The organism is Sabulicella flocculans, assembly GCF_045449635.1.
In the GTDB taxonomy this organism is placed as follows: Bacteria; Pseudomonadota; Alphaproteobacteria; order Acetobacterales; family Acetobacteraceae; genus Roseococcus.
In genome coordinates this window covers 19225-38302 of sequence record NZ_JBJJBR010000029.1, presented here as the reverse complement: position 1 = coordinate 38302, position 19078 = coordinate 19225, and the positions used below count along the sequence as shown (strand labels likewise).

Genomic DNA, 19078 nt, shown 5'->3' with positions numbered 1-19078 from the left:
CAGCCCGGGCGAGGCCGCGGCGGCGTCCAGCGCGGTGCGGGCGGCGGCGGCCAGGCCGGGCACCGGCGTCACCGCCGGCGGCGCGGGCCACAGCAGGGCCACCGGCTCGCGCGCGCCCAGGCGCTGGGCCAGCCGGCCGGATTCGGCCTCGGCGGCGCCGCGCAGCAGGGCGGCCAGGGCGGCGGCGGTGTCGCGCGCCGCGTCCGAATCGTAGGGGAGGTCCAGCGCGGCCAGCAGCCCGGCGAGGTCGGCGAAGCCCAGGCGCAGGCGGGCGGCCTTGCCGGAGGCCCAGGCATCCAGGAAGCGCACGCCGAGTCGCGCCGCCTCGGCCAGGCCTTCCAGGTCCAGCGCGCCCTCGGCCTCCAGGAAGGCGGGGAGGTTGAGGACGAAGCGTGCCTCGGCCTTGGGCTGGGCGCGCCAGCATTCCAGGCCCGGGGCGCCGCGGCGCGTCAGCAGCAGGGCGCGCCAGCCCTCGGCCAGGCGGGGCGATTCGCGCGGGTCCACCACGCCGGCCTTGGCGCCGCGGGCCAGGGCGCGGGCGAACATGGCCTCGGCCAGCCGCGGCAGGGAGGCGGCGCCGTCGCCCGGCGCCAGCGCGGCCAGGGCGGCGGCGGCCTCGTCCTCCCAGGCGGCGGGGATGGCGACGGGGCGCGGCGGGGCGTCGGGGTCCGCGCCCACGCGCAGGCGCCGCAGCGCCACGCCTTCCCACAGGGTACCGTCGTATCGGGCCATGGGAGGAGGATAGCACGCGCCGGGCCGGCCGGAACCCCGATGCTGTGGCCCGCGCCGCCCGGCGCCACATCATCTTGTGGACAAGGCGCGGCCTTCCGGCGGGGCGGGCGGCGTGGCATACAGCGGGCCATGTCCGCCCTCGAACTCCTCCATGCCCGACTGACCGGCCGCAAGGTCGGCACGGATTCCCTCGGCAACGCGTATTTCGAGAGCCGCCGGGTGGTGCCCACCTACAACCGCACCCGCCGCTTCGTGGTGCTGGCCAAGGGGATGGACAGCTCCGCCGTGCCGCCCGAATGGCACGCCTGGCTGCACCACACCACCGCCGCGCCGCTGGAGCGCCCGGACTACCCCTGGCTGCTGCCGCACCAGCCCAACCGCACCGGCACCGCCCTGGCCTACCGGCCCAAGGGGCACGAGTACCGCGGCGGGCAGCGCGCCCCCACCGGCGGCGACTACGAGGCCTGGACGCCCGGCACGTGAAGGGCCGTTCCCTGGCGGAGGTGCTGGTGGGCCTGGCGGTGCTGCTGGTGGCCGGCGGCTTCCTCGCCTACGCGCTGGTGCTGGGCGGCAAGGGGCCGTCCGGCGACGGCTACCAGCTGACCGCGCGCTTCGACAAGATCGACGGCCTGGCCAGCGGGGCGGATGTGCGCATCGCCGGGGTGAAGGTGGGCTCCGTCACCGGGGCGCGCATCGACCCCGAAACCTTCCAGGCCGAGGTGACGTTCCGCCTGGGCAGCCAGATCCGGCTGCCGGCGGACAGCTCCGCCGAGATCACCTCGGAGGGGCTGTTGGGCGGCAAGTACCTGTCCATCGTGCCGGGCGGCAGCGAGCGCCTGCTGGCCGCCGGCGGGCGCGTGACGGAGACGCAGGGCAGCGTGTCGCTCGAATCGCTGCTGGGGCGCTTCATCTTCTCGGTGACGCAGATGAACCAGCAGGGCGGCGGCGAGGCCGCGCGGCCGCAGTGAACCCGCCCGAGCGCTGGCCGGGCAGGGACGGCGCGCCGGTGGCCTGCCTGGAGAAGCTGAAGGTGCTGCGGGAGAACCACGCCGAGCTGGCGCAGGCGATGCAGGACGCCTTCGAGGACGCGCTGCTGATGGGCGTGGACGAGGCGGCGATGCGCGCCATCCTCCATGCCCTGGTGGACGGGCTGCGCGCGCCGTGAGGGCGGTGCTGGCCCTGCTGCTGCTGGCCGCCGCGCCGGCGCCGGCGACGGCGCAGGAATGGGTGGCGCGGCAGGTGGCCACCATCCAGGCGCTGGACAAGGTGAACGCGCGCGTGACGGTGCTGACGGCGCGGGTGAACGAGCCGGCGCGCTTCGGCACGCTGACCATCCTGCTGCGCTCCTGCCAGGGGCGCCCGGCGGACGAGGTGCCCGACGCCGCCGCCTGGATGGAGATCAGCGACAGCCGCGCCCCGGCCGGCAGCCCGCCGGCCTTCCGCGGCTGGATGTTCGCGGAGAACCCGGCGCTGAACATGCTGGAGCACCCGGTCTACGACATCCGGGTGCTGAACTGCCGCTGAGCGCGCGCCGCGGCGACGGCGCTGCGGTGGATCATCGTCCCGGCAAGGCTGGAGCCTTGCTCCTCCCAGCGGCGTCGCGCCGCGGGCGGCCACGCCCCCTCAGCGGCAGATCCAGGCGGCGCCCATGTCGAAGTGGAAGTGGTCGGCATGGGCGGCGTTGTAGTCCGGCCCCAGCACCACCCTGAACCACCGGCACGCGCCGTCGCGCACCTCGCGCAGGAAGGCGCCGGCCGGGGTGCCCTGCCCCCAGTCCCGCGCCAGCGTCACCTCGCGCCCGTCGCGCAGCACGAAGCCCGCGACGTCCAGCGCGTTGGCGGTGGCGTGCTCGCTGCGCCGGCCCGTCGCGGCGTTGCCGATGTTGCGGCAGCTGAAGCTGCCCAGGTGGCGCACCGCCGCGACCTCCGTGCCGAGGTGGCGGCGCGCGGCCTGCTGCAGCGTGTGCCGCTCCAGCATCACCCAGCCCGCGGCGACGCGGCAGGTGACGGCCGGGCCGGGCGGGCTGACCCGCACCGCCGCCGGCAGCGTCACCGCGTCGGTCACCGGGCAGCCCACCGCCGAGGGCCGGTCGGGCAGGCGCGTCACCGCGAGGCCGGAATGGTCGAAGACGGCGAAGCAGGCTTCCGGCTGCCACGCGAGGCGGGCGAGCTTGGTGCCGGTGAGGAGGCCGGGCGCCGCCCGCAGGTCCAGCGGCTGGCGCGGGTCCCATCCGGGCGGCAGGTGGCGCAGGCCGAACGCCGCCGCCCCGCCCAGCACCGAGAGCACCAGCAGGGCGCGCAGCCGGCGCATCAGGCGCGCGCCGCGGCGCCGGCCGGCGGCGGGACCGCCATGGGCGCAAGGAACGGCGCGTGCAGGGGCGCGCCGCGGGGCCGTCGCCAGGGCGCAGCGCCCGGCGACGGCCCGGCCGGGTTCAGAAGGAAACCTTCTGGTTCTCGCCGCCCGCCGGGCGCTCGCCGGTGGCCAGGGCCTTGACGTAGCCATAGGCGTGCAGCGCGGTGCTGCTCGGGCTGTCCCAGTACTCGGCGCCGTGGATGGTGACGGCGATCAGCTCCAGCTCCGGGTCCTCGGCGCCCTTGGGGAACCAGACGCGGGCGCCCTCGCTCCACAGGGCCTTGGCCTTGGCGGGGTCCTTCAGGGTGCGGGCCTTGCCCTTGACCGAGACGTAGTCCTGGCTGGAGGGGTTGGAGGCGGCCAGCAGCACGTCGGAATCCTGGGCGATCTGCATGGCCTTGGGCGTGCCGGCGACGTGGAAGAACCACACCGTGTCGCCCTCGATGGCCTGGTGGGCCATGGGGCGGGCCTGCATGGTGCCGTCGGTGGCCTGGGTGACCAGCATCACGGTGCCGATGCTGTCCAGCATCTCGCGCACCTTGATGCGCGCCTCGTCGTCGTTCGTCGCCTGGGCCATGGGGTCCTCCGGTTGCGGGATGGTCTGGGCGGGAACGGCCGCGGGCTTGCGGGGTTGCGCGCATCCGGCGCATGGTCCGGCCCCAGGAGGACCGCCATGCTGGACACGCCGCACCCCACCCCCGCCGCGCCGACGATGGACCAGGGGGCGCTGGCCGCCGCCCTGTCGGGGCTGCACTTCATCGGCGGGCGCTACGTGCCCGCGCGCTCCGGCCGCTCCTTTCCCGTGGTGAACCCGGCGACGGGCGTGCAGGTGGCCCACGCGGCGGAGGGCGACGCGGCGGACGTGGAGGCCGCGGTGGCCGATGCGGCGCGGGCGCAGAAGGAATGGGCCAAGGTGCCGGCGCGCAAGCGCGGCGCCCTGGTGCACCAGTGCGCCGCCCTGCTGAAGGAGCACCAGGAGGAGCTGGCGCGGCTGATCGCGCTGGAGACCGGCAAGGCCCTGCGCACGGAAAGCCGCGTCGAGGCCGGGGTGGTGGCCGACGTGTTCGAGTTCTTCGGCGGGCTGGGCAGCGAGCTGAAGGGCGAGAGCGTGCCCTTCGCGCCCAACGTGCTGAGCGTGACGGTGCGCGAGCCGCTGGGGGTGGTGGGCGCCATCATCCCCTGGAACGTGCCGATGCTGCTGATGGCGCTGAAGGTGGCCCCTGCCCTGGTGGCCGGCAACACGGTGGTGGTGAAGAGCGCCGAGGAGGCACCGCTGGCGGTGCTGCGCATCTGCGAGCTGATGAACCGCGTGCTGCCGCCGGGCTGCTTCAACATGCTCAGCGGCTTCGGCCCCGAATGCGGCGCGCCGCTGGTGGCGCACCCGCTGGTGCGCAAGGTGACGTTCACCGGCAGCGTGGAGACCGGCAAGATCGTGGCCAAGGCGGCCGCCGAGAAGCTGGTGCCGGTGACGCTGGAGCTCGGCGGCAAGTCGCCGATGATCGTGTTCAAGGATTGCGACTTCGCCAGGACGGTGTCGGGCGCGCTGACCTCCATGCGCTTCACCCGGCAGGGGCAGAGCTGCACCGCGGCCAGCCGCATCTACGTGGAGCGGCCCATCTTCGACGCCTTCGTGGCCGAGATGGAGAAGGCGGTGAACGCCATGGTGATGGGCGACCCGCTGGACGAGAAGACCGACATCGGCACCATCATCAGCGAGGGCCAGTTCGAGAAGGTCCGCGCCTACATCGAGGAAGGCAAGCGCACCCCCGGCGCCGTGGCGCACGAGTGCAGCGCGATGCCCGAGGACCCGGCGCTGAAGAAGGGGCTGTTCCTGCGCCCGGTGATCTTCACCGGGCTGGATGGCTCCTCGCGGCTGGTGAAGGAGGAGATCTTCGGCCCCGTCACCGTCATCCAGCCCTTCGACGACGCGGAGGCGGTGCTGAAGGAGGCGAACGACAGCGAGTACGGGCTGGCCGCCAGCCTGTGGACCAACGACCTGAAGGTGGGGCTGGACCTGGCGCAACGGCTGGAGGCCGGGCTGGTGCAGATCAACCAGAACCTCGTGGTGCAGGCCAACCTGTCCTACGGCGGGGTGAAGTCCTCCGGCCTGGGCAAGGAAGCCAGCCTGGAGGCGATGCTGGAGCACTTCACCCACAAGAAGACCATCATGGTGAACATGGGATGACAGGCGCGGCGGCCACCACCGTCGTCGTCGTCGCCTACAATTCGGCGGCGGTGCTGGGCGGCTGCCTGGAATCGATTCCCCCCGGGGTGCCGGTGGTGGTGGTGGACAACGCCTCCGCCGACGGCTCGGCGGCGCTGGCGCGGCAGGTGCGGCCCGGCGCGACGGTGCTGGAGGCCGGGCGCAACCTGGGCTTCGGGCCGGGGGCGAACCTGGGGCTGGGCGCGGCCGGCACGCCCTTCGGCCTGCTGCTGAACGCCGACGCCCGCCTGGGGCCGGACACGCTGCCGGTGCTGGAGGCGGCGGCGGCGCGCTATCCGGAGGCGGCGCTGCTGGCGCCCGAGATCCGCACGGAGTCCGGCGAGATGCAGGTGGGGCACGCGACGCCCTACACCCCGCCCCGCGCGCGGCGGCTGCCCGAGCCCTGGGGCGATTGCTGCCTGGACTACGTGGGCGGCAGCGCCATGTTCTTCCGGCTGGCGGCGTGGCGGGGCATCGGCGGCTTCGACCCCGCCATCTTCCTGTACCACGAGGATGACGACATCTGCCTGCGGCTGCGCGCCGCCGGTCACGCGCTGGTGCATGTGGCGGGCGGCGAGGTGCGCCATGCCGGCGGCCGGTCCTCCGCGCCGTCGCCGCGGCTGGAGTGGGACAAGGCCTGGCACCAGGGCTGGTCGCGCCAGCACCTGGAGGCGCGGCACCGCGGGGCGCGCGCGGCCTGGGCGCGGCTGCTGGCCCAGTGGCCGGCGCTGCGGCTGAAGGCGGCGCTGCGGCAGGGCGACGGGCGGCGCGTCAAGTGGGCCGGGCGGGCGGCCGGGATGCTGGCCTGGGCGCGCGGCGTGCAGGCCACCCAGGTGGGGCTGGACCGCCGCTGAGGCGCGCGGCGCGGCCGGGTGACGCCCCGCCGCCACGCCCATTTGCCCCCGCTCAGGCGGCGGCGAGGGTGAAGTCGTAGCGCAGCACCGGCTCGGGCCCCGAGCGGTCCAGCGACGTGACAAGGGAGGGTTTCACGCCGAACACCGCATCGGATTCCAGGTAGGGGTCGCCTTCCAGGAAGACGTGGGTGACCAGGGTGCGGCAGCCGGGCGCGCCCAGCATGAAGTGGACATGCGCCGGGCGGAAGGGATGGCGGCCCTGGGCCAGCAGCATGGCGCCCACCGGCCCGTCATGCGGCACCGGGTAGAAGGTCGGCACGATGCTGCGGAAGTGGAAGCGGCCCTGCGCGTCGGTGCGGAAGCGGGCGCGCAGGTTCAGCTCCGGCTGCTCGCCGCGCTGGACGTCGTAGAAGCCTTCCTCGTCGCTGTGCCAGGTGTCCATCCAGGCGTCGGCGATGGGCGCGCCATCGGGGCCGCGCACCACGCCTTCCACCCGCATCGGCTCGCCGGCGCGGCCCTTGGCGATGTCGGCGCCCAGCGGCAGCTCGGGCGGGCCGGCGACGTAGAAGGGCCCCAGCACCGTGCTGTCGGTGGCCAGGCCGCCGGTGGGGTTGTTGATGGCGTCCACCAGCATGGAGGCGCCCAGCGTGTCGCTGAGCAGGATGAACTCCTGCCGGTGGTCGCTGCACATCTGCCCGGTGGCGGTGAGGAACTGGATGGCGCGCATCCATTCCTCCTGCGTGGGGCGGACTTCCTTCAGGAAGGCGTGCAGGTGGCGCACCAGCGCGGTGGACAGCTCCCGCGCGCGCGGTTCCGGGCAGCCCCCCATGCGGGCCAGCACGGCGGCGGTGACGGCGTCCTCCTCGTTCATGGCGCGGCGCTCCCGCGCAGCCAGGCCTGGCCGCGGGCCTGCAGCGCCTCCACCTCCGGCCCGGCCAGGCCGGGCATGTCGCGCTTCACGGCGTAGCCGATCTGCGTCTGCAGGTAGGCGAGGTGGCGGTAGCCGGGCGGAAAGGATTCCAGCAGCGCGCGGTCCAGCGGCACGGCGGTGCCGGGCACCAGCGGGTCCATGCGGTCCTTCTCGTAGATGGGCTGGCGCTCGCGCACGGTCCAGCGGCCCTCGTGGCGCTGGCAGAAATCGAAGAAGCGCCCGGTGCACACCACGTCCACCTCCACCCCGTGCACGGCGGCGCGCTGGCTGATGGTCATCTTGGTCTGCGCCACCGCGCGGTCGCCCGCGATGTCGGCGCTGTGCCCGCCCAGGAAATGCAGGATGGAGACGCCCCTGGCCCAGCCCTCTCGCGAGGCCTGGATGAACTCGGCGGCGGTGCCCTGCTTCCAGGTGGCGTTCATGCGGCCCTCGGGGTGCCAGCAGGTGGCGAAGCGCGCCCAGTCCCCGGCGTCGCGCCACACGGCCCAGTCCTCCACCAGCTGGCGGATCGCCTGGCGGTCATCCATCTCGTCGCTTCCCCCTCATCCGCGCGCGAGGGTGGCGCAGCCGGCGCGCCGCTACAAGGAGGCGCCGCCGCAGACCACCAGCTGCTGCCCGGTGATGGCGCCCGCCTCCCCGCCCAGCAGGAAGGCCACCAGCGCCGCCACCTCCTCCGGCGCGATCAGCCGGCCGATGGGCGGCAGCCTCGGCACGGTGCCGGCGCGGGCGGGGTCGCGCAGCATCGGCGTGTCGGTGGCCGCCGGGGCCACCACGTTGCAGGTGATGCCGCGCGGCGCCAGCTCCGCCGCCCAGGAGCGCGCCAGCGCCACCAGCGCTGCCTTGGTGGCCGCGTATTGCGAGCGCCCGGCCTGCCCGGCGCTGGTGCGGCTGCCCAGCAGCACGATGCGCCCGCTGCGGTCGGGCAGGCCGGGCGCCAGCGCGTCGGCCAGCGCCTCCGCCGCCGCCACGTGCAGCGCCCACATCCGCGCGCCCGCCGCCGCGTCCAGCGCGCCCAGGGCGCCGCCGCGCATCAGCCCGGCGGCGTGCACCAGCGCATCGGCCCGCAGCCCGGCCAGGGCGGGGCGGATGGCCGCCGTCTCCGCCAGGTCCAGCGGCAGGTGCGCCAGCCCAGGCGCGGGCGCGGAGCGCGAGACGGCGGTGACGCGCCAGCCCTCGCGCAGCAGCCGCGCGGCGATGGCGGCGCCGATTCCGGAACTGGCCCCGGTGACCACGGCGTGGCGCATGGCGCATCCCTTCTTGACATCGGCCCGGCGGCCCCCCTACCAAATGCACGCGAACCGAACAAGTGTTCGCCATCCGAACAAAGGCTGCTGGGTGGACACGCCGCTTCCCAACCCGAAGAACGAGGTGCGCTCCGTCGCCAAGGCCTTCGCGGTGCTGCGCGCCTTCACCGGCGGCGCGCCGGCGCTGACCCTGGCGGAAATCGCCGCCGCCGCCGGGCTGGACCGCGGCACCGCCTTCCGCCTCGCGCACACCCTCGCCAACCTCGGCTACCTGCGCGCGGAGGGCCGCCGCTTCCGCCTGACGCTGCAATGCCTGGAGCTGGGCCACGCCGCGCTGTCCTTCGGCGGGCTGAGCGAGCAGGCGGCGCCCCTGCTGCGCGAACTGGTGCCCGGCGTCGCCGACGCCGCCTCGCTGGGCGCGCTGGAGCGCGGCGAGGTGGTCTACCTGGCCCGCGCCGATGGCGGGCTGGACCGCCAGGGGGTGATGCGCCGCCCCGGCAGCCGCATCGGCGCCTACGCCACCGCGCTGGGACAGGCCATCCTGGCCTTCCTGCCCCGCGCCGAGCAGGTGGCGCAGCTCGACGCCGTGCCGCGCGTCAAGCTGTCCGACCGCACGCTGACCGGCATGGAGGAGCTGCTGGCCCGGCTGGAGGAGGTGCGCCGGCGCGGCGTCGCCGTCAGCATGGGCGAGAACGCCTACGGCCTGCTGACCGTCGCCGCGCCGGTGCTGGATGCCGCGGGGCTGCCGCTGGCCGGCGTCTCGCTGACGGCCGCCGCCGGGCGGGACGCGGATGCCTTCACCGCCGCCGCGGTGCCGGCCGCCCAGCGCCTCGCCGCCACCCTGTCCCTGGCGCTGCGCCACGGCGCCGCGCCATGAGGCTGCGGCTGCTGGCCGACGACCTGTCGGGCGCGCTGGACAGCGCCGCCGAGTTCGCCGCGCTGTGCGGCCCGGTGCCGCTGGCGCTGGACGGCCCGCCCCTGGCCGCGATGGACAGCGCGACGCGCGAGGCGCCGCGCGCCCTCGCCTCCGCGCGCGTCGCCGCGCTGGCGCCGCACCTCGCCGGCGCGGACATCGCCTTCAAGAAGCTGGACTCGCTGCTGCGCGGCCAGGTGGCCACCGAGCTGGCGGCCTGCTGGGCCACCGGCGCCTTCCGCCACCTGGTGCTGGCCCCGGCCTTCCCGGCGCAGGGGCGCGTCACCCGCGCCGGGCGGGTGCTGTCCCGCCAGGGCGCCGGCTGGCGCCCGCACGGCGACCTGGGCGCCCTGCTGCGCGGCGAAGGGCTGCGCGCCGCCGCCGGCGACCCGCTGGCCCCCCTGCCCGACGGCATCGCCATCTTCGACGCCGAGACGGAGGCCGACCTCGCGCGCGTCGCGGCGCTGGGCGCCACCGCGCGCGGCCCGGTGCTGTGGGCGGGTTCGGGCGGGCTGGCGCGCGCCCTGGCCGCCGCCGCCCCGGTGGCCTTCGACCGCGCGGTGGCGCATCCGGTGCTGGGCTGCTTCGGCTCCGACCGCGCGGAAACCGCGGCGCAGCTCGCCGCCTGCGGCCCGGCGCTGTTGGCGGTGACGGCGGGCGACGCCCCGCGCATCGCCGCCCGGCTGGCGCGCGGCCCGGCGCTGCTTTCCGTCGCGCTGCCCTCCGGCCTGCATCGCGCCGAGGCCGCCGCGCGCATCGCCGCCACCTGGGCGGCGCTGCTGCCCGCCCTGCCCCGCCCCGCCACCCTGCTGGCCGCGGGCGGCGAGACGCTGCGCGCCGCCTGCCTGGCCGTGGGCGCGCGCGGCCTGCTGGCGACCGGCCTGGCCGAGCCCGGCGTGCCGCGCGCCGCCCTGGTGGGCGGCACCTGGGACGGCGTGGCGGTGATCTCCAAGTCCGGCGCCTTCGGCGGGCCATCGCTGTGGCGCGACCTCCTCTTCCCCTCGGGTGACCCCGCATGAGCAAGACCCTCGCCATCACCATGGGCGACCCCGCCGGCATCGGGCCGGAAATCATCGCCAAGGCCGCGCTGGCCCTGTGCCCGCGGCTGGAGGCCGGCGGCCTCCGCCTGCTGGTGATCGGCCATGCCGGCTGCATGGAGGCGGCGCGCGACCGCTTCGCCCCCGGCCTGCCGATGCCGCGCGTGGCCGAGGGCGACGACTGGCCCGCGCTCTCCGTCCTGCCCGCGAAGCCCGACGTGCCGATCGCCACCGGGCAGGTGCAGGCGGTGGCGGGCGACTTCGCCTTCCACGCCATTGCCGCCGGGGTGCGGCTGTGCCTCGCCGGGCGCGCGGGGGCCATCGTCACCGCGCCGCTGAACAAGGAGGCGCTGAACCTTGCCGGCCACCACTATGCCGGCCACACCGAGATGCTGGCGGAACTCACCGGCGTGAAGGGCTCGGTGATGCTGCTGGCGCACGGCAACATGCGCGTCTCCCACGTCACCACCCATTGCGCGCTGGCCGAGGTGCCCAAGCGCCTGACGCCGCAGCGCCTGCGCCTGGTGCTGGACCTGACGCATGCGGCGCTGCTGCGCCTGGGCGTCGCGCAGCCGCGCATCGCCGTCGCCGCGCTGAACCCGCACGCCGGCGAGGGCGGGCTGTTCGGCACGGAGGACGACACGGTGAGCGCGCCGACCATCGCGCAGGCCAATGCCAATGGGCTGCTGGTGGAAGGCCCGGTGCCGGGCGACACCGTCTTCGTGAAGCTGCGCGCCGGGCGCTACGACGCCGTGGTGGCGATGTATCACGACCAGGGGCACATCCCGGTGAAGCTGCTCGGCTTCCACGTGAACCCCGAGACGGGGCTGTGGGACGCGCTCTCGGGCGTCAACGTCACGCTGGGGCTGCCGATCATCCGCAGCAGCGTGGACCACGGCACCGCCTTCGACATCGCGGGCCAGGGCATCGCCTCCACCACCTCGCTCCTGGAAGCCATCGAATACGCTTCGAGGCTGGCATGACGCCGCTGCTGATCGAACGCCCGCCCGTGCTGCACCTGGGCGACGGCACCTTGCCGGAACTCGGCCGCTGGGCGCGCGCGAAGGGGGTGCGGCGCCCGCTGGTCGTCACCGGGCGCTCGGGCGCGGCGCGGGTGGCGCTGCTGGACCTGCCGGGCGAGGTGACGGTCTTCGCCGATGTGCAGCCCGAGCCCGACCTGCCCAACCTGCTGGCCGCCTGCGCCCTGGCGGAGCAGGTGCAACCCGATTGCGTGATCGGCTTCGGCGGCGGCAGCGCCATGGACCTGGCGAAGCTGGTGGCGGTGCTGCCCGGTTCCGGCAAGGGGCTGCACGACGTCGCGGGGCCGGAGAAGGTGGCCGGGCGCCGCGTGCTGCTGGCCCAGGTGCCCACCACCGCCGGCACCGGCAGCGAGGCCGGCACCCGCGCCCTGGTGACCGACCCCGCCACCCGCAACAAGGTGGCCGTGCAGTCGCGCCACATGCTGGCCGACATCGCCGTGGTGGACCCCACGCTGACGCATTCGGTGCCGCCCGCCGTGACGGCGGCGACGGGGCTGGACGCGCTGGCGCACTGCATCGAGTGCTTCACGTCGCGGAAGGCGCATCCGGCGATTGACCTGTATGTGCTGGAGGGCATCCGCCTCGTCGGGCGCTTCCTCCGGCGCGCGGTGGAGGACGGCGCGGATGCCGAGGCCCGCGCCGGGCTGATGCTGGCCTCGCTGTATGGCGGCTTCGGGCTGGGGCCGGTGAACACCACCTCCGGCCACGCCATCGCCTATCCTCTGGGCACGCGGCACCACCTGCCGCATGGCCTGGCCTGCGCGCTGATCATGCCCCACGCGCTCGCCTTCAACGCGCCGGCCGCCGCGGCGAAGACCGCGCTGGTGCTCGACGCCCTGGGCGGCGACGTTTCCGCCTTCTGCGCCCGCCTGGGCCTGGACATGCGGCTGCGCGCCCACGGCATCCCGCAGGCCGACCTGCCAGCCATGGCGAAGGAGGCGCACGCCATCCGCCGCCTGCTGGACAACAACCCGCGCGAGATGAGCGAGGGCGACATCCTCGCCCTCTACGAGAGGGCCTTCTGATGCAGTTCACGCCCGTGCTGGCCCCGCGCGCCGACGACCCCGCGCGCACCGAGGCCTTCATCCCCACCCCCGCCGTGCAGAACCACGCCGCCACCCTGCACGAGCTGCCGGACGGCACGCTGCTGGCCACCTGGTTCGGCGGCACGCAGGAAGGCGTGCCGGACATCTCCGTCCACCTCGCGCGGCTGGAGCCGGGCGCGGACCGCTGGAGCGACGCCCAGGTGCTCTCCGACGACCCGACGCGCTCCGAGCAGAACCCGCTGCTGTGGACCGCGCCCGATGGCGCGCTGTGGCTGCTCTGGACCGCGCAGCTTGGCGGCAACCAGGACACGGCGATCGTGCGGCGGCGGATCTCGCGCGATGGCGGGCGCTCCTGGGGGCCGATCACGACGCTGCTGGACACGCCGGGCCTGTTCATCCGCGCCCCCATCGTGGTGGCGCGCGACGGCGCCTGGCTGCTGCCGGTCTGGCGCTGCACCAAGCCCGAAGGCGGCGCCTGGACCGGCGACCTGGACACGAGTTCGGTGATGGTGAGCGAGGATGCGGGCGCCACCTGGGTGGAGCACCCGGTGCCGGATTCGCTGGGCGCCGTGCACATGGCCATCGTGGATGCCGGCGAGGACTACGTAGCCTTCTTCCGCTCGCGCCGCGCCGATTTCGTGCAGGTGGCGCGCTCGGCGGATGGGCGGGCCTGGTCGGCGCCCGCGCCGCTGGCGCTGCCGAACAACAACTCCTCGGTCTGCGCCGCGCGCCTGGCGTCGGGGCGCATCGCGCTGGTCTGCAACCATTCCTCGCGCCAGGATGCCACCGGCCGCCGCCTTTCCCTCTACGACGACATCGAGGGCGGCGAGGAGGAGGCGCAGGTGAGCGAGGGCGCCTTCTGGGGCGCCCCGCGCGCGCCGCTGACGCTGGCGCTCTCCGAGGATGGCGGGCGCACATTCCCGCATCGCCGGAACCTGGAGGAAGGCGACGGCTTCTGCATGACCAACAACAGCAAGGACAAGCTGAACCGCGAGTTCAGCTACCCCTCCGTCATCCAGGGCCGCGACGGCAGGCTGCACATCGCCTTCACCTTCTGGCGCCAGGCCATCAAGCACGTCACCTTGCATGAGGAGTGGGCCCTGTGAGCCTCGCACCATCCGGCGTCTTCTCCGCCGCCCTGACGCCGCTCGACGCGGACCTTGCCCCGGATCACGCGCGCTTCGTCAAGCACGCCAGGCGCCTGCTGGAGGAGGGCTGCGACGGCATCGCCATGCTGGGCACCACCGGCGAGGCCAACAGCTTCTCCTCCTCCGAGCGGATGGCGCTGCTGGATGCGGCGGTGGAGGCCGGCATCGCGCCCGCCGCGCTGCTGCCCGGCACCGGAGTGGCGGCGCTGACGGAAACGGTGGCGCTGACCAGGCACGCGCTGTCGCGCGGCGTTTCCACCGTCGTGATGCTGCCGCCCTTCTACTACAAGGACGTCTCGGAGGACGGCCTCTTCGCCGCCTATGCCGAGACGGTGACGCGCATCGCCGACACGCGGCTGCGCGTGGTGCTGTATCACATCCCGCAGGTCTCGGCGGTGCCGATCCCCTTCGCGGTGATTCACCGGCTGCGCGCCGCCTTCCCCGGCACCTTCGCCGGCATCAAGGACAGCGCCGGCAAGCTGGACCACATGGTGGCGCTGGTGAAGGAGTTCCCGGGCCTGGCCGTGCTGGCCGGCGCCGACCCGCTGCTGCTGCCCTTGATGCAGCAGGGCGGCGCGGGCTGCATCACCGCCACCTCCAACCTCGTCGCCGCCGACCTCGCCTTCGTGTTCCGCCACTTCGCCGATCCGGCGCGGGCGGAGGAGGTCGCCGCCGCGCAGGCGCGCATCGTGGCGAAGCGCGAGCAGGCGTCGCGCTTCGCGCAGATGGCCTCGCTGAAGGCGCTGCTGGCGCAGAAGGACGGGCACGAGGGATGGAAGCGCCTGCGCCCGCCCCTGCTGCCGCTGACGCCGGCCGAAGAAGCCGCGCTGCTCGCCCGCTGAACCGGAAAGGAAACGCCATGAACCGCCGTCACCTGCTCGCCGCCGCGCCCGCGCTGCTGGCCGCCCCTGCCCTCGCGCAGCCCGCCTGGCCGCATGGGGGGCCCATCCGCGTCATCTGCCCCTGGCCGCCGGGGGCTGCCAACGATGCCCTGGCGCGCCTGTTCGCGCAGAAGCTGAACGAGCGCCTGGGCGCCAATGCCGTGGTGGAGAACCGCACCGGCGGCGCCGGCTTGGTCGGCACCAACGCCGTGCTGCAGGCCGCGCCGGATGGCTACACCTTCCTGGCCTCGGCCACCAACACGGCGGTGATGCCGCTGGTGCTGCGCGGGGCCACCTTCGACCCCGAGCGCGACCTGGAGGTCTTCGCCCGCACCGCCCGCGCGCCGCTGGGCCTCGCCATCACCGGCACCCGCCCGCAGCGCACGGTGCAGGAGGTGGTGGCGGCCGCCAAGGCCAACCCGCGGCAATGGACCATGGCCGTGGCCTCGCTGGGCGCGGCCGGCCACCTCGCCTCCATCGAGTTCAACCGCCGCACGGAGGCGGGGCTGGAGTTCGTCACCTATCGCGGCGCGCAGCCCGCCATCACCGACCTGATGGGCGGCTCGGCCCACCTGCTGATCGAGCCCTCCTTCAACCTGATCCCCGCCTCGCGCGACGGGCGCATCCGGCTGCTGGCCATCGCCTCCGCCGAGCGCTCGCCGCTGGCGCCGGAGATCCCGACCTTCGCGGAATCCGGCCTGCCGGGCTTCGAGTTCGCCTCCTGGTATGGCATCTGGGCGCCGCGCGGCACGCCGGCCGCCATCGGCGAGCGGGTGAACGCGCTGATGCAGGAGGTGATGCGCGACCCCGCCATCACCGGCCGCCTGACGCAGCAATTGCTGGAGCCGGTGACGGAATCCATCGCCCAGACCCGCGCCTTCATCGCCGCGGAAATTCCCCGCGCGCGGGAATTGCTGCGGAGCGTGAACTACCAGCCGGAATAGGCGTCCCCGCCCAGCGCCGCCCCATCGGGGCCGGTCGCTTTCGCGCTGGCCGCGCCGCGCACGGCGCCGGCTTCCGCGGGGTGGCGCTGGTGGCCAGCGCCACCGGCCTGCGGCGGGCGCGCGCGGGTGCTCTGCGCTGCGCCGGGCTCGACCCTGCCGCGCCGGGCAGGATGCGGTCTTCACCGGCAGGAGTGCCACCGCGGCAATGGGAGCGTCCCGGCGGCGGCTCGCCCTCCCGACAAGGCTGGGGCGCGGCTCCGCCGATGGGCAGCACGCCCCCTCCCTCAATCCTCGTCGAGCAGGGAAGCCAGCTTCAGCGCCACCCCGCGCGAGCCCTCCACGCGCAGCTTGCCCGTGGCGAAGGCCAGCATGGGCGAGAGCCGCCCGGCCACCAGCTTCTCCAGGTCGGCGGAGGACAGGGAAAGCACGGTGTCAGCCTCTTCCTCGCCGGCGGCCAGGCGCAGCTCGCAGCCGCCGCCCGTGGCGTCGAGGAAGATGGAATCCCCCGTGTCGGGCATGTCCAGCCGCACGCGGTAGCCCAGCGTGCGCAGGCTGGCCGCGCGCGCGCGCATCGCCGCCAGCAATGTGTCCGTCTCCGCCATCGCGTCCTCCTCAGATGGGCGGGGTATGAAAGGGGTTGACGTTAACGTCAACCCTCTGCCAGCATGGCCGCACCGCAAGGAATGCGGGTCAACACGTCACAGGGGGAACGCGGAACGTGGTGAAGAAGGCAATGGCGTGCGCCGTTCTGGGCGCGGCGGCGATGACGGGGCCGGCGATGGCCTCGGGCTACACGGTGCGGGAGCAGAGCGCGGTGGCGCAGGGCAATTCCCAGGCCGGTGCGGCGGCGCGGGGCGACGACGCCTCGATGATGTTCTTCAACCCGGCCGCCATCGGCTGGATGACCGGCACGCAGTTCAGCGCGGGCGGTTCGCTCATCATCCCGGAAAGCCGGGTGGATTCCGGCAGCGCCACCCGCGCGCGGGTGTTCGGCAACAGCCCGATCACCGGCTCGCTGGGCGGCGATGCGGGGCTGGACGCGCTGGTGCCGCACTTCTACGCCACCACTGGCATCACCGACACCGTGCGGGTCGGCATCGGCGTGGGCGCGCCCTTCGGGCTGGTGACCAAGTACCCGGCCGAATGGATCGGCCGCTACCACGCGCTCACCTCCAGCCTGCGCACCTACAACGTGACCCCCACCATCTCCTGGCGCCCGCACGAGACGGTGACGCTGGGCGCGGGGTTGCAGATCCAGTACGCCAACGCCCGCCTGTCCTCGGGCGTGGACTACGGCGCGGCGGCGGCGGCCTCCAGCCCGGCGCTGGCGGCGGCGGGCTTCCTGCCCGGCCGCTTCGACGGGCGCTCGACCATCAAGGGCGACAACACCAATGTCGGCTTCACCCTCGGCGCGCAGTGGAGGCCGGTGGCGGGCACGACGCTGGGCATCGGCTTCCGCTCCTCCATCCAGCACACGCTGCAGGGCGACGCCACCTTCGAGGGCGTGCCGCTGCCGCTGCAATCCTCGCTGAACTTCCGCAACACCCAGGCCACCGCCAAGCTCAACACGCCCGAGAGCGTGACGCTGGGCGCCACCCAGCGCCTGGGCGAGCGCTGGACGCTGATGGCCGGCGCCGAATGGACGAACTGGAGCCGCTTCCGCGACCTCAACATCTCCTTCGCCTCCGGCCGCCCGGCCTCCATCACCCCGCAGAACTACCGGGACAGCGTGATGCTCTCCGTGGGCGGCGAGTACCGGCTGCGCGACGACATCACGCTGCGCGCCGGCTTCGCCTGGGACCAGTCCCCGGTGCGCGACGAGTACCGCACCCCGCGCATCCCCGATTCCGACCGCTACTGGCTGTCGGCCGGCGCCACCTGGCAGGTGATGCCCAACATGGCGCTGACGGTCGCCTACACCCACGTCCTCGCCGCCAGCACCTCCATCCGCCTGCGCGACGGCGGGCCGGGCACGGTGGACTTCCTGCGCGGCAACCTCGACATCCGCAACTCGGCCAACGTGAACATCCTCACGGCCGGGCTGCGGTACAGCTTCTGAGGGGGGCGCAGCCATGACCCGACCCTGGCTGCGCCGCTACCCGGCGAAGGTGGCCTGGGACCAGGCCATCCCGCCGGGCACGCTGCTGGCGATGCTGGAGGAGGCCTGCGCCGCCTTCGCGCATCGCCCGGCGCTGGACTTCCTGGGACGCCGCCTGTCCTACGCGCAGCTGCGCGCCCGCGTGCACGCGGCGGCGGAGGGCTTCCGCCGCCTCGGCGCCGGGCCCGGCACGCGGGTGGCGATCTGCCTGCCCAACTCGGCCGCCTTCGTCATCGCCTATTTCGGGGCGATGACGGCCGGCGCCGCCGTCACCGCGCTCTCGCCGCTGCACGTCGAGGACGACATGGCGGCGCAGCTGCGGGATTCGGGGGCGGAGATCCTGGTGTGCTCCGACCTCGACCCGCTGCTGCCGCGGGCGCTGGCGTTGCTGGCGCGCGAGGACACGCCGGTCCGGCACCTCGCCGTCGCGGCCTTCCCGAAGGAGTTGCCCTGGCTGAAGGGCTGGGCGTTCCGGCTGCTGAAGCGCCGCCAGCTGGCCACGGTGCCGGCCGGCGACGCCCGGCTGCACGACTTCGACGCCTGGGCCGGGCTGCCGGCCATCGCCGCCCCGCACCCGGCCCGGCCGGAGGAGCCCGCGGTGCTGCAATACACCGGCGGCACCACCGGCACGCCCAAGGCGGCCGTGCTCACCCACGGCAACCTGTCGGCCAACGCGCGGCAGGTGATGGCGTGGTTCACCACCTCCCGCCCCGGTGGGGAGGTGACGCTGGCCGTCATCCCCTTCTTCCACGTCTTCGCCATGACGGTGGCGATGAACGTCGGACTGTTCGGCGGCTCCTGCGTGGTGATGCAGCCGCGCTTCGACTGGGCCATGCTGAAGGCGGCGCTGCGGCGCACCCGGCCCACGGTGTTCCCCGGCGTGCCCACCCTGTTCAAGGCCCTGCTGGACCGCGGCGCCACCCCGGCCCTGCTGAAGTCGGTGAAGGCCTGCATCTCCGGCGGGGCGCCGCTGCCGGCCCAGGTGAAGGCGGATTTCGAGGCGCTGGCCGGCTGCACCCTGGTGGAGGGCTACGGCCTCACCGAGTCCTCGCCGGTCGCCTTCTGCAACCCGCTGGAGGGCGAGAACCGCGCCGGCACCATCGGCGTGCCGCTGCCCGGCGTCGTCCCCTCCCTGCGCTCGCTGGAGGATCCGGCGCGGGAGGTGCCGGCGGGCGAGCGCGGCGAGCTGTGCCTGAAGGGGCCCAACGTCATGGCCGGCTACTGGAACCGCCCGGCCGAGACCGCGGCCGCCTTCACCCCCGACGGCTTCCTGCGCACCGGCGACGTCGGCGTGATGGACGAGGACGGCTACGTCACGCTGGTGGACCGCATCAAGGACCTGATCCTGGTCAGCGGCTTCAACGTCTATCCGCGCACGGTGGAGGAGGCCATCTGGCGCCACCCGGAGGTGGCGGCGGTGACCGTGGTCGGCATGCCCGACGCCAGCAAGGGCGAGGTGCCCGCCGCCTTCGTGCAGCCGCGCGAGGGCAGCGGCCTGACCGCGGAGGCGCTGCGCGATTTCCTCCAGGGCAAGCTTTCGCCCATCGAGATGCCGCGCCACATTGAGCTGCGCGCCGAGCTGCCCCGCACCGCGGTCGGCAAGCTGTCCAAGAAGGAGCTGCGCGCGGAGCTGCAGGAAAGGCCGCGCCCGTGAC

22 protein-coding genes are annotated in these 19078 nt (G+C 74.5%); 15 read left to right on the top strand and 7 right to left on the bottom strand.

The features are described 5' to 3' along the window. Positions 1–732, bottom strand: a 732-nt coding sequence (locus tag ACI6QG_RS18120) for a ribonucleotide reductase barrel domain-containing protein (RefSeq protein ID WP_491630748.1), incomplete at its 3' end; no start/stop codon positions are given. A 129-nt stretch (positions 733–861) separates the two neighbouring features. Between ACI6QG_RS18120 and ACI6QG_RS18115 the strand changes: the two genes are divergently transcribed. From ACI6QG_RS18115 to ACI6QG_RS18100, 4 genes are read left to right on the top strand one after another with little or no spacing between them, the layout of a single operon-like run. Next, on the top strand, positions 862–1215 hold the full coding sequence (locus ACI6QG_RS18115; protein WP_407025995.1) for an NADH-ubiquinone oxidoreductase subunit NDUFA12 family protein: 354 nt from the start codon (positions 862–864) through the stop codon (positions 1213–1215). After that, complete coding sequence (mlaD, locus tag ACI6QG_RS18110) at positions 1212–1700, top strand: outer membrane lipid asymmetry maintenance protein MlaD (protein WP_407025994.1); 489 nt, start codon at positions 1212–1214, stop codon at positions 1698–1700. The genes ACI6QG_RS18115 and mlaD overlap by 4 nt, the downstream gene beginning before the upstream one ends. Beyond that, entirely contained in the window at positions 1697–1897 is a 201-nt protein-coding gene (locus ACI6QG_RS18105) for a hypothetical protein (RefSeq protein WP_407025993.1), read from the top strand. The genes mlaD and ACI6QG_RS18105 overlap by 4 nt, the downstream gene beginning before the upstream one ends. Further along, the gene (locus tag ACI6QG_RS18100; protein WP_407025992.1) at positions 1894–2256 is read left to right on the top strand and encodes a DUF2155 domain-containing protein; all 363 of its coding nucleotides are present in this window, start codon (positions 1894–1896) and stop codon (positions 2254–2256) included. The genes ACI6QG_RS18105 and ACI6QG_RS18100 overlap by 4 nt, the downstream gene beginning before the upstream one ends. Before the next feature lie 99 nt (positions 2257–2355). Here ACI6QG_RS18100 and ACI6QG_RS18095 read toward each other — a convergent pair whose 3' ends face one another. Both ACI6QG_RS18095 and ACI6QG_RS18090 read right to left on the bottom strand, forming a co-directional pair. Continuing rightward, positions 2356–3042 carry an extensin-like domain-containing protein gene (locus ACI6QG_RS18095; RefSeq protein ID WP_407025991.1) on the bottom strand — a complete coding sequence of 229 codons (687 nt, stop codon included), beginning with the start codon at positions 3040–3042 and terminating at the stop codon, positions 2356–2358. Positions 3043–3163: 121 nt separating this feature from the next. Then, positions 3164–3661, bottom strand: coding sequence for a pyridoxamine 5'-phosphate oxidase family protein (locus ACI6QG_RS18090; protein ID WP_407025990.1), 498 nt, complete (start codon positions 3659–3661; stop codon positions 3164–3166). Positions 3662–3757: 96 nt separating this feature from the next. Here ACI6QG_RS18090 and ACI6QG_RS18085 point away from each other — a divergent pair, with 96 nt between their 5' ends. Both ACI6QG_RS18085 and ACI6QG_RS18080 read left to right on the top strand, forming a co-directional pair. Then, positions 3758–5269, top strand: coding sequence for an aldehyde dehydrogenase family protein (locus ACI6QG_RS18085; RefSeq protein ID WP_407025989.1), 1512 nt, complete (start codon positions 3758–3760; stop codon positions 5267–5269). Next, entirely contained in the window at positions 5266–6141 is an 876-nt protein-coding gene (locus tag ACI6QG_RS18080; protein ID WP_407025988.1) for a glycosyltransferase, read from the top strand. The genes ACI6QG_RS18085 and ACI6QG_RS18080 overlap by 4 nt, the downstream gene beginning before the upstream one ends. Positions 6142–6193: 52 nt before the next feature. Here ACI6QG_RS18080 and ACI6QG_RS18075 read toward each other — a convergent pair whose 3' ends face one another. The 3 genes from ACI6QG_RS18075 to ACI6QG_RS18065 are packed head-to-tail and all read right to left on the bottom strand — an operon-like array spanning position 6194 to position 8316. Further along, positions 6194–7012, bottom strand: coding sequence for an intradiol ring-cleavage dioxygenase (locus tag ACI6QG_RS18075; RefSeq protein WP_407025987.1), 819 nt, complete (start codon positions 7010–7012; stop codon positions 6194–6196). Then, positions 7009–7599 carry a nuclear transport factor 2 family protein gene (locus ACI6QG_RS18070; protein ID WP_407025986.1) on the bottom strand — a complete coding sequence of 197 codons (591 nt, stop codon included), beginning with the start codon at positions 7597–7599 and terminating at the stop codon, positions 7009–7011. The genes ACI6QG_RS18075 and ACI6QG_RS18070 overlap by 4 nt, the downstream gene beginning before the upstream one ends. Before the next feature lie 51 nt (positions 7600–7650). Beyond that, entirely contained in the window at positions 7651–8316 is a 666-nt protein-coding gene (locus ACI6QG_RS18065; protein ID WP_407025985.1) for an SDR family NAD(P)-dependent oxidoreductase, read from the bottom strand. A 91-nt stretch (positions 8317–8407) separates the two neighbouring features. Between ACI6QG_RS18065 and ACI6QG_RS18060 the strand changes: the two genes are divergently transcribed. From ACI6QG_RS18060 to ACI6QG_RS18030, 7 genes are read left to right on the top strand one after another with little or no spacing between them, the layout of a single operon-like run. After that, the gene (locus ACI6QG_RS18060; RefSeq protein ID WP_407025984.1) at positions 8408–9193 is read left to right on the top strand and encodes an IclR family transcriptional regulator; all 786 of its coding nucleotides are present in this window, start codon (positions 8408–8410) and stop codon (positions 9191–9193) included. Beyond that, entirely contained in the window at positions 9190–10248 is a 1059-nt protein-coding gene (locus tag ACI6QG_RS18055; protein WP_407025983.1) for a four-carbon acid sugar kinase family protein, read from the top strand. The genes ACI6QG_RS18060 and ACI6QG_RS18055 overlap by 4 nt, the downstream gene beginning before the upstream one ends. After that, positions 10245–11249 carry a 4-hydroxythreonine-4-phosphate dehydrogenase PdxA gene (gene pdxA, locus ACI6QG_RS18050; RefSeq protein ID WP_407025982.1) on the top strand — a complete coding sequence of 335 codons (1005 nt, stop codon included), beginning with the start codon at positions 10245–10247 and terminating at the stop codon, positions 11247–11249. Before ACI6QG_RS18055 ends, pdxA begins: the two co-directional genes overlap by 4 nt. After that, entirely contained in the window at positions 11246–12331 is a 1086-nt protein-coding gene (locus tag ACI6QG_RS18045) for an iron-containing alcohol dehydrogenase (protein WP_407025981.1), read from the top strand. The genes pdxA and ACI6QG_RS18045 overlap by 4 nt, the downstream gene beginning before the upstream one ends. Then, the gene (locus ACI6QG_RS18040; RefSeq protein WP_407025980.1) at positions 12331–13458 is read left to right on the top strand and encodes a sialidase family protein; all 1128 of its coding nucleotides are present in this window, start codon (positions 12331–12333) and stop codon (positions 13456–13458) included. Before ACI6QG_RS18045 ends, ACI6QG_RS18040 begins: the two co-directional genes overlap by 1 nt. After that, on the top strand, positions 13455–14342 hold the full coding sequence (locus ACI6QG_RS18035; protein ID WP_407025979.1) for a dihydrodipicolinate synthase family protein: 888 nt from the start codon (positions 13455–13457) through the stop codon (positions 14340–14342). Before ACI6QG_RS18040 ends, ACI6QG_RS18035 begins: the two co-directional genes overlap by 4 nt. Before the next feature lie 17 nt (positions 14343–14359). Then, positions 14360–15325: a tripartite tricarboxylate transporter substrate binding protein gene (locus ACI6QG_RS18030; RefSeq protein WP_407025978.1), complete on the top strand. Its 966-nt coding sequence runs from the start codon at positions 14360–14362 to the stop codon at positions 15323–15325. A 284-nt stretch (positions 15326–15609) separates the two neighbouring features. On the opposite strand, the gene ACI6QG_RS18025 is transcribed toward ACI6QG_RS18030, so the two are convergent. Then, on the bottom strand, positions 15610–15927 hold the full coding sequence (locus ACI6QG_RS18025; RefSeq protein WP_407025977.1) for an SCP2 sterol-binding domain-containing protein: 318 nt from the start codon (positions 15925–15927) through the stop codon (positions 15610–15612). A 131-nt stretch (positions 15928–16058) separates the two neighbouring features. On the opposite strand from ACI6QG_RS18025, the gene ACI6QG_RS18020 reads away from it, so the two are divergent. Both ACI6QG_RS18020 and ACI6QG_RS18015 read left to right on the top strand, forming a co-directional pair. Continuing rightward, positions 16059–17384 (top strand): OmpP1/FadL family transporter, encoded by a 1326-nt coding sequence (locus tag ACI6QG_RS18020; RefSeq protein WP_407025976.1) that lies wholly within the window; start codon positions 16059–16061, stop codon positions 17382–17384. Positions 17385–17397: 13 nt separating this feature from the next. Then, on the top strand, positions 17398–19077 hold the full coding sequence (locus tag ACI6QG_RS18015) for a long-chain-fatty-acid--CoA ligase (protein ID WP_407025975.1): 1680 nt from the start codon (positions 17398–17400) through the stop codon (positions 19075–19077). Position 19078: the final 1 nt, after the last annotated feature.

Excerpts from the sequence above, each read along its gene's own strand:
- ACI6QG_RS18115 (WP_407025995.1), top strand. The coding sequence starts at position 862 with ATGTCCGCCCTCGAACTCCTCCATGCCCGACTGACCGGCCGCAAGGTC.
- ACI6QG_RS18095 (WP_407025991.1), bottom strand. The coding sequence starts at position 3,042 with ATGCGCCGGCTGCGCGCCCTGCTGGTGCTCTCGGTGCTGGGCGGGGCG.
- ACI6QG_RS18090 (WP_407025990.1), bottom strand. The coding sequence starts at position 3,661 with ATGGCCCAGGCGACGAACGACGACGAGGCGCGCATCAAGGTGCGCGAG.
- ACI6QG_RS18085 (WP_407025989.1), top strand. The coding sequence starts at position 3,758 with ATGCTGGACACGCCGCACCCCACCCCCGCCGCGCCGACGATGGACCAG.
- ACI6QG_RS18080 (WP_407025988.1), top strand. The coding sequence starts at position 5,266 with ATGACAGGCGCGGCGGCCACCACCGTCGTCGTCGTCGCCTACAATTCG.
- ACI6QG_RS18075 (WP_407025987.1), bottom strand. The coding sequence starts at position 7,012 with ATGAACGAGGAGGACGCCGTCACCGCCGCCGTGCTGGCCCGCATGGGG.
- ACI6QG_RS18070 (WP_407025986.1), bottom strand. The coding sequence starts at position 7,599 with ATGGATGACCGCCAGGCGATCCGCCAGCTGGTGGAGGACTGGGCCGTG.
- ACI6QG_RS18065 (WP_407025985.1), bottom strand. The coding sequence starts at position 8,316 with ATGCGCCACGCCGTGGTCACCGGGGCCAGTTCCGGAATCGGCGCCGCC.
- ACI6QG_RS18055 (WP_407025983.1), top strand. The coding sequence starts at position 9,190 with ATGAGGCTGCGGCTGCTGGCCGACGACCTGTCGGGCGCGCTGGACAGC.
- pdxA (WP_407025982.1), top strand. The coding sequence starts at position 10,245 with ATGAGCAAGACCCTCGCCATCACCATGGGCGACCCCGCCGGCATCGGG.
- ACI6QG_RS18045 (WP_407025981.1), top strand. The coding sequence starts at position 11,246 with ATGACGCCGCTGCTGATCGAACGCCCGCCCGTGCTGCACCTGGGCGAC.
- ACI6QG_RS18040 (WP_407025980.1), top strand. The coding sequence starts at position 12,331 with ATGCAGTTCACGCCCGTGCTGGCCCCGCGCGCCGACGACCCCGCGCGC.
- ACI6QG_RS18030 (WP_407025978.1), top strand. The coding sequence starts at position 14,360 with ATGAACCGCCGTCACCTGCTCGCCGCCGCGCCCGCGCTGCTGGCCGCC.
- ACI6QG_RS18025 (WP_407025977.1), bottom strand. The coding sequence starts at position 15,927 with ATGGCGGAGACGGACACATTGCTGGCGGCGATGCGCGCGCGCGCGGCC.
- ACI6QG_RS18020 (WP_407025976.1), top strand. The coding sequence starts at position 16,059 with ATGGCGTGCGCCGTTCTGGGCGCGGCGGCGATGACGGGGCCGGCGATG.
- ACI6QG_RS18015 (WP_407025975.1), top strand. The coding sequence starts at position 17,398 with ATGACCCGACCCTGGCTGCGCCGCTACCCGGCGAAGGTGGCCTGGGAC.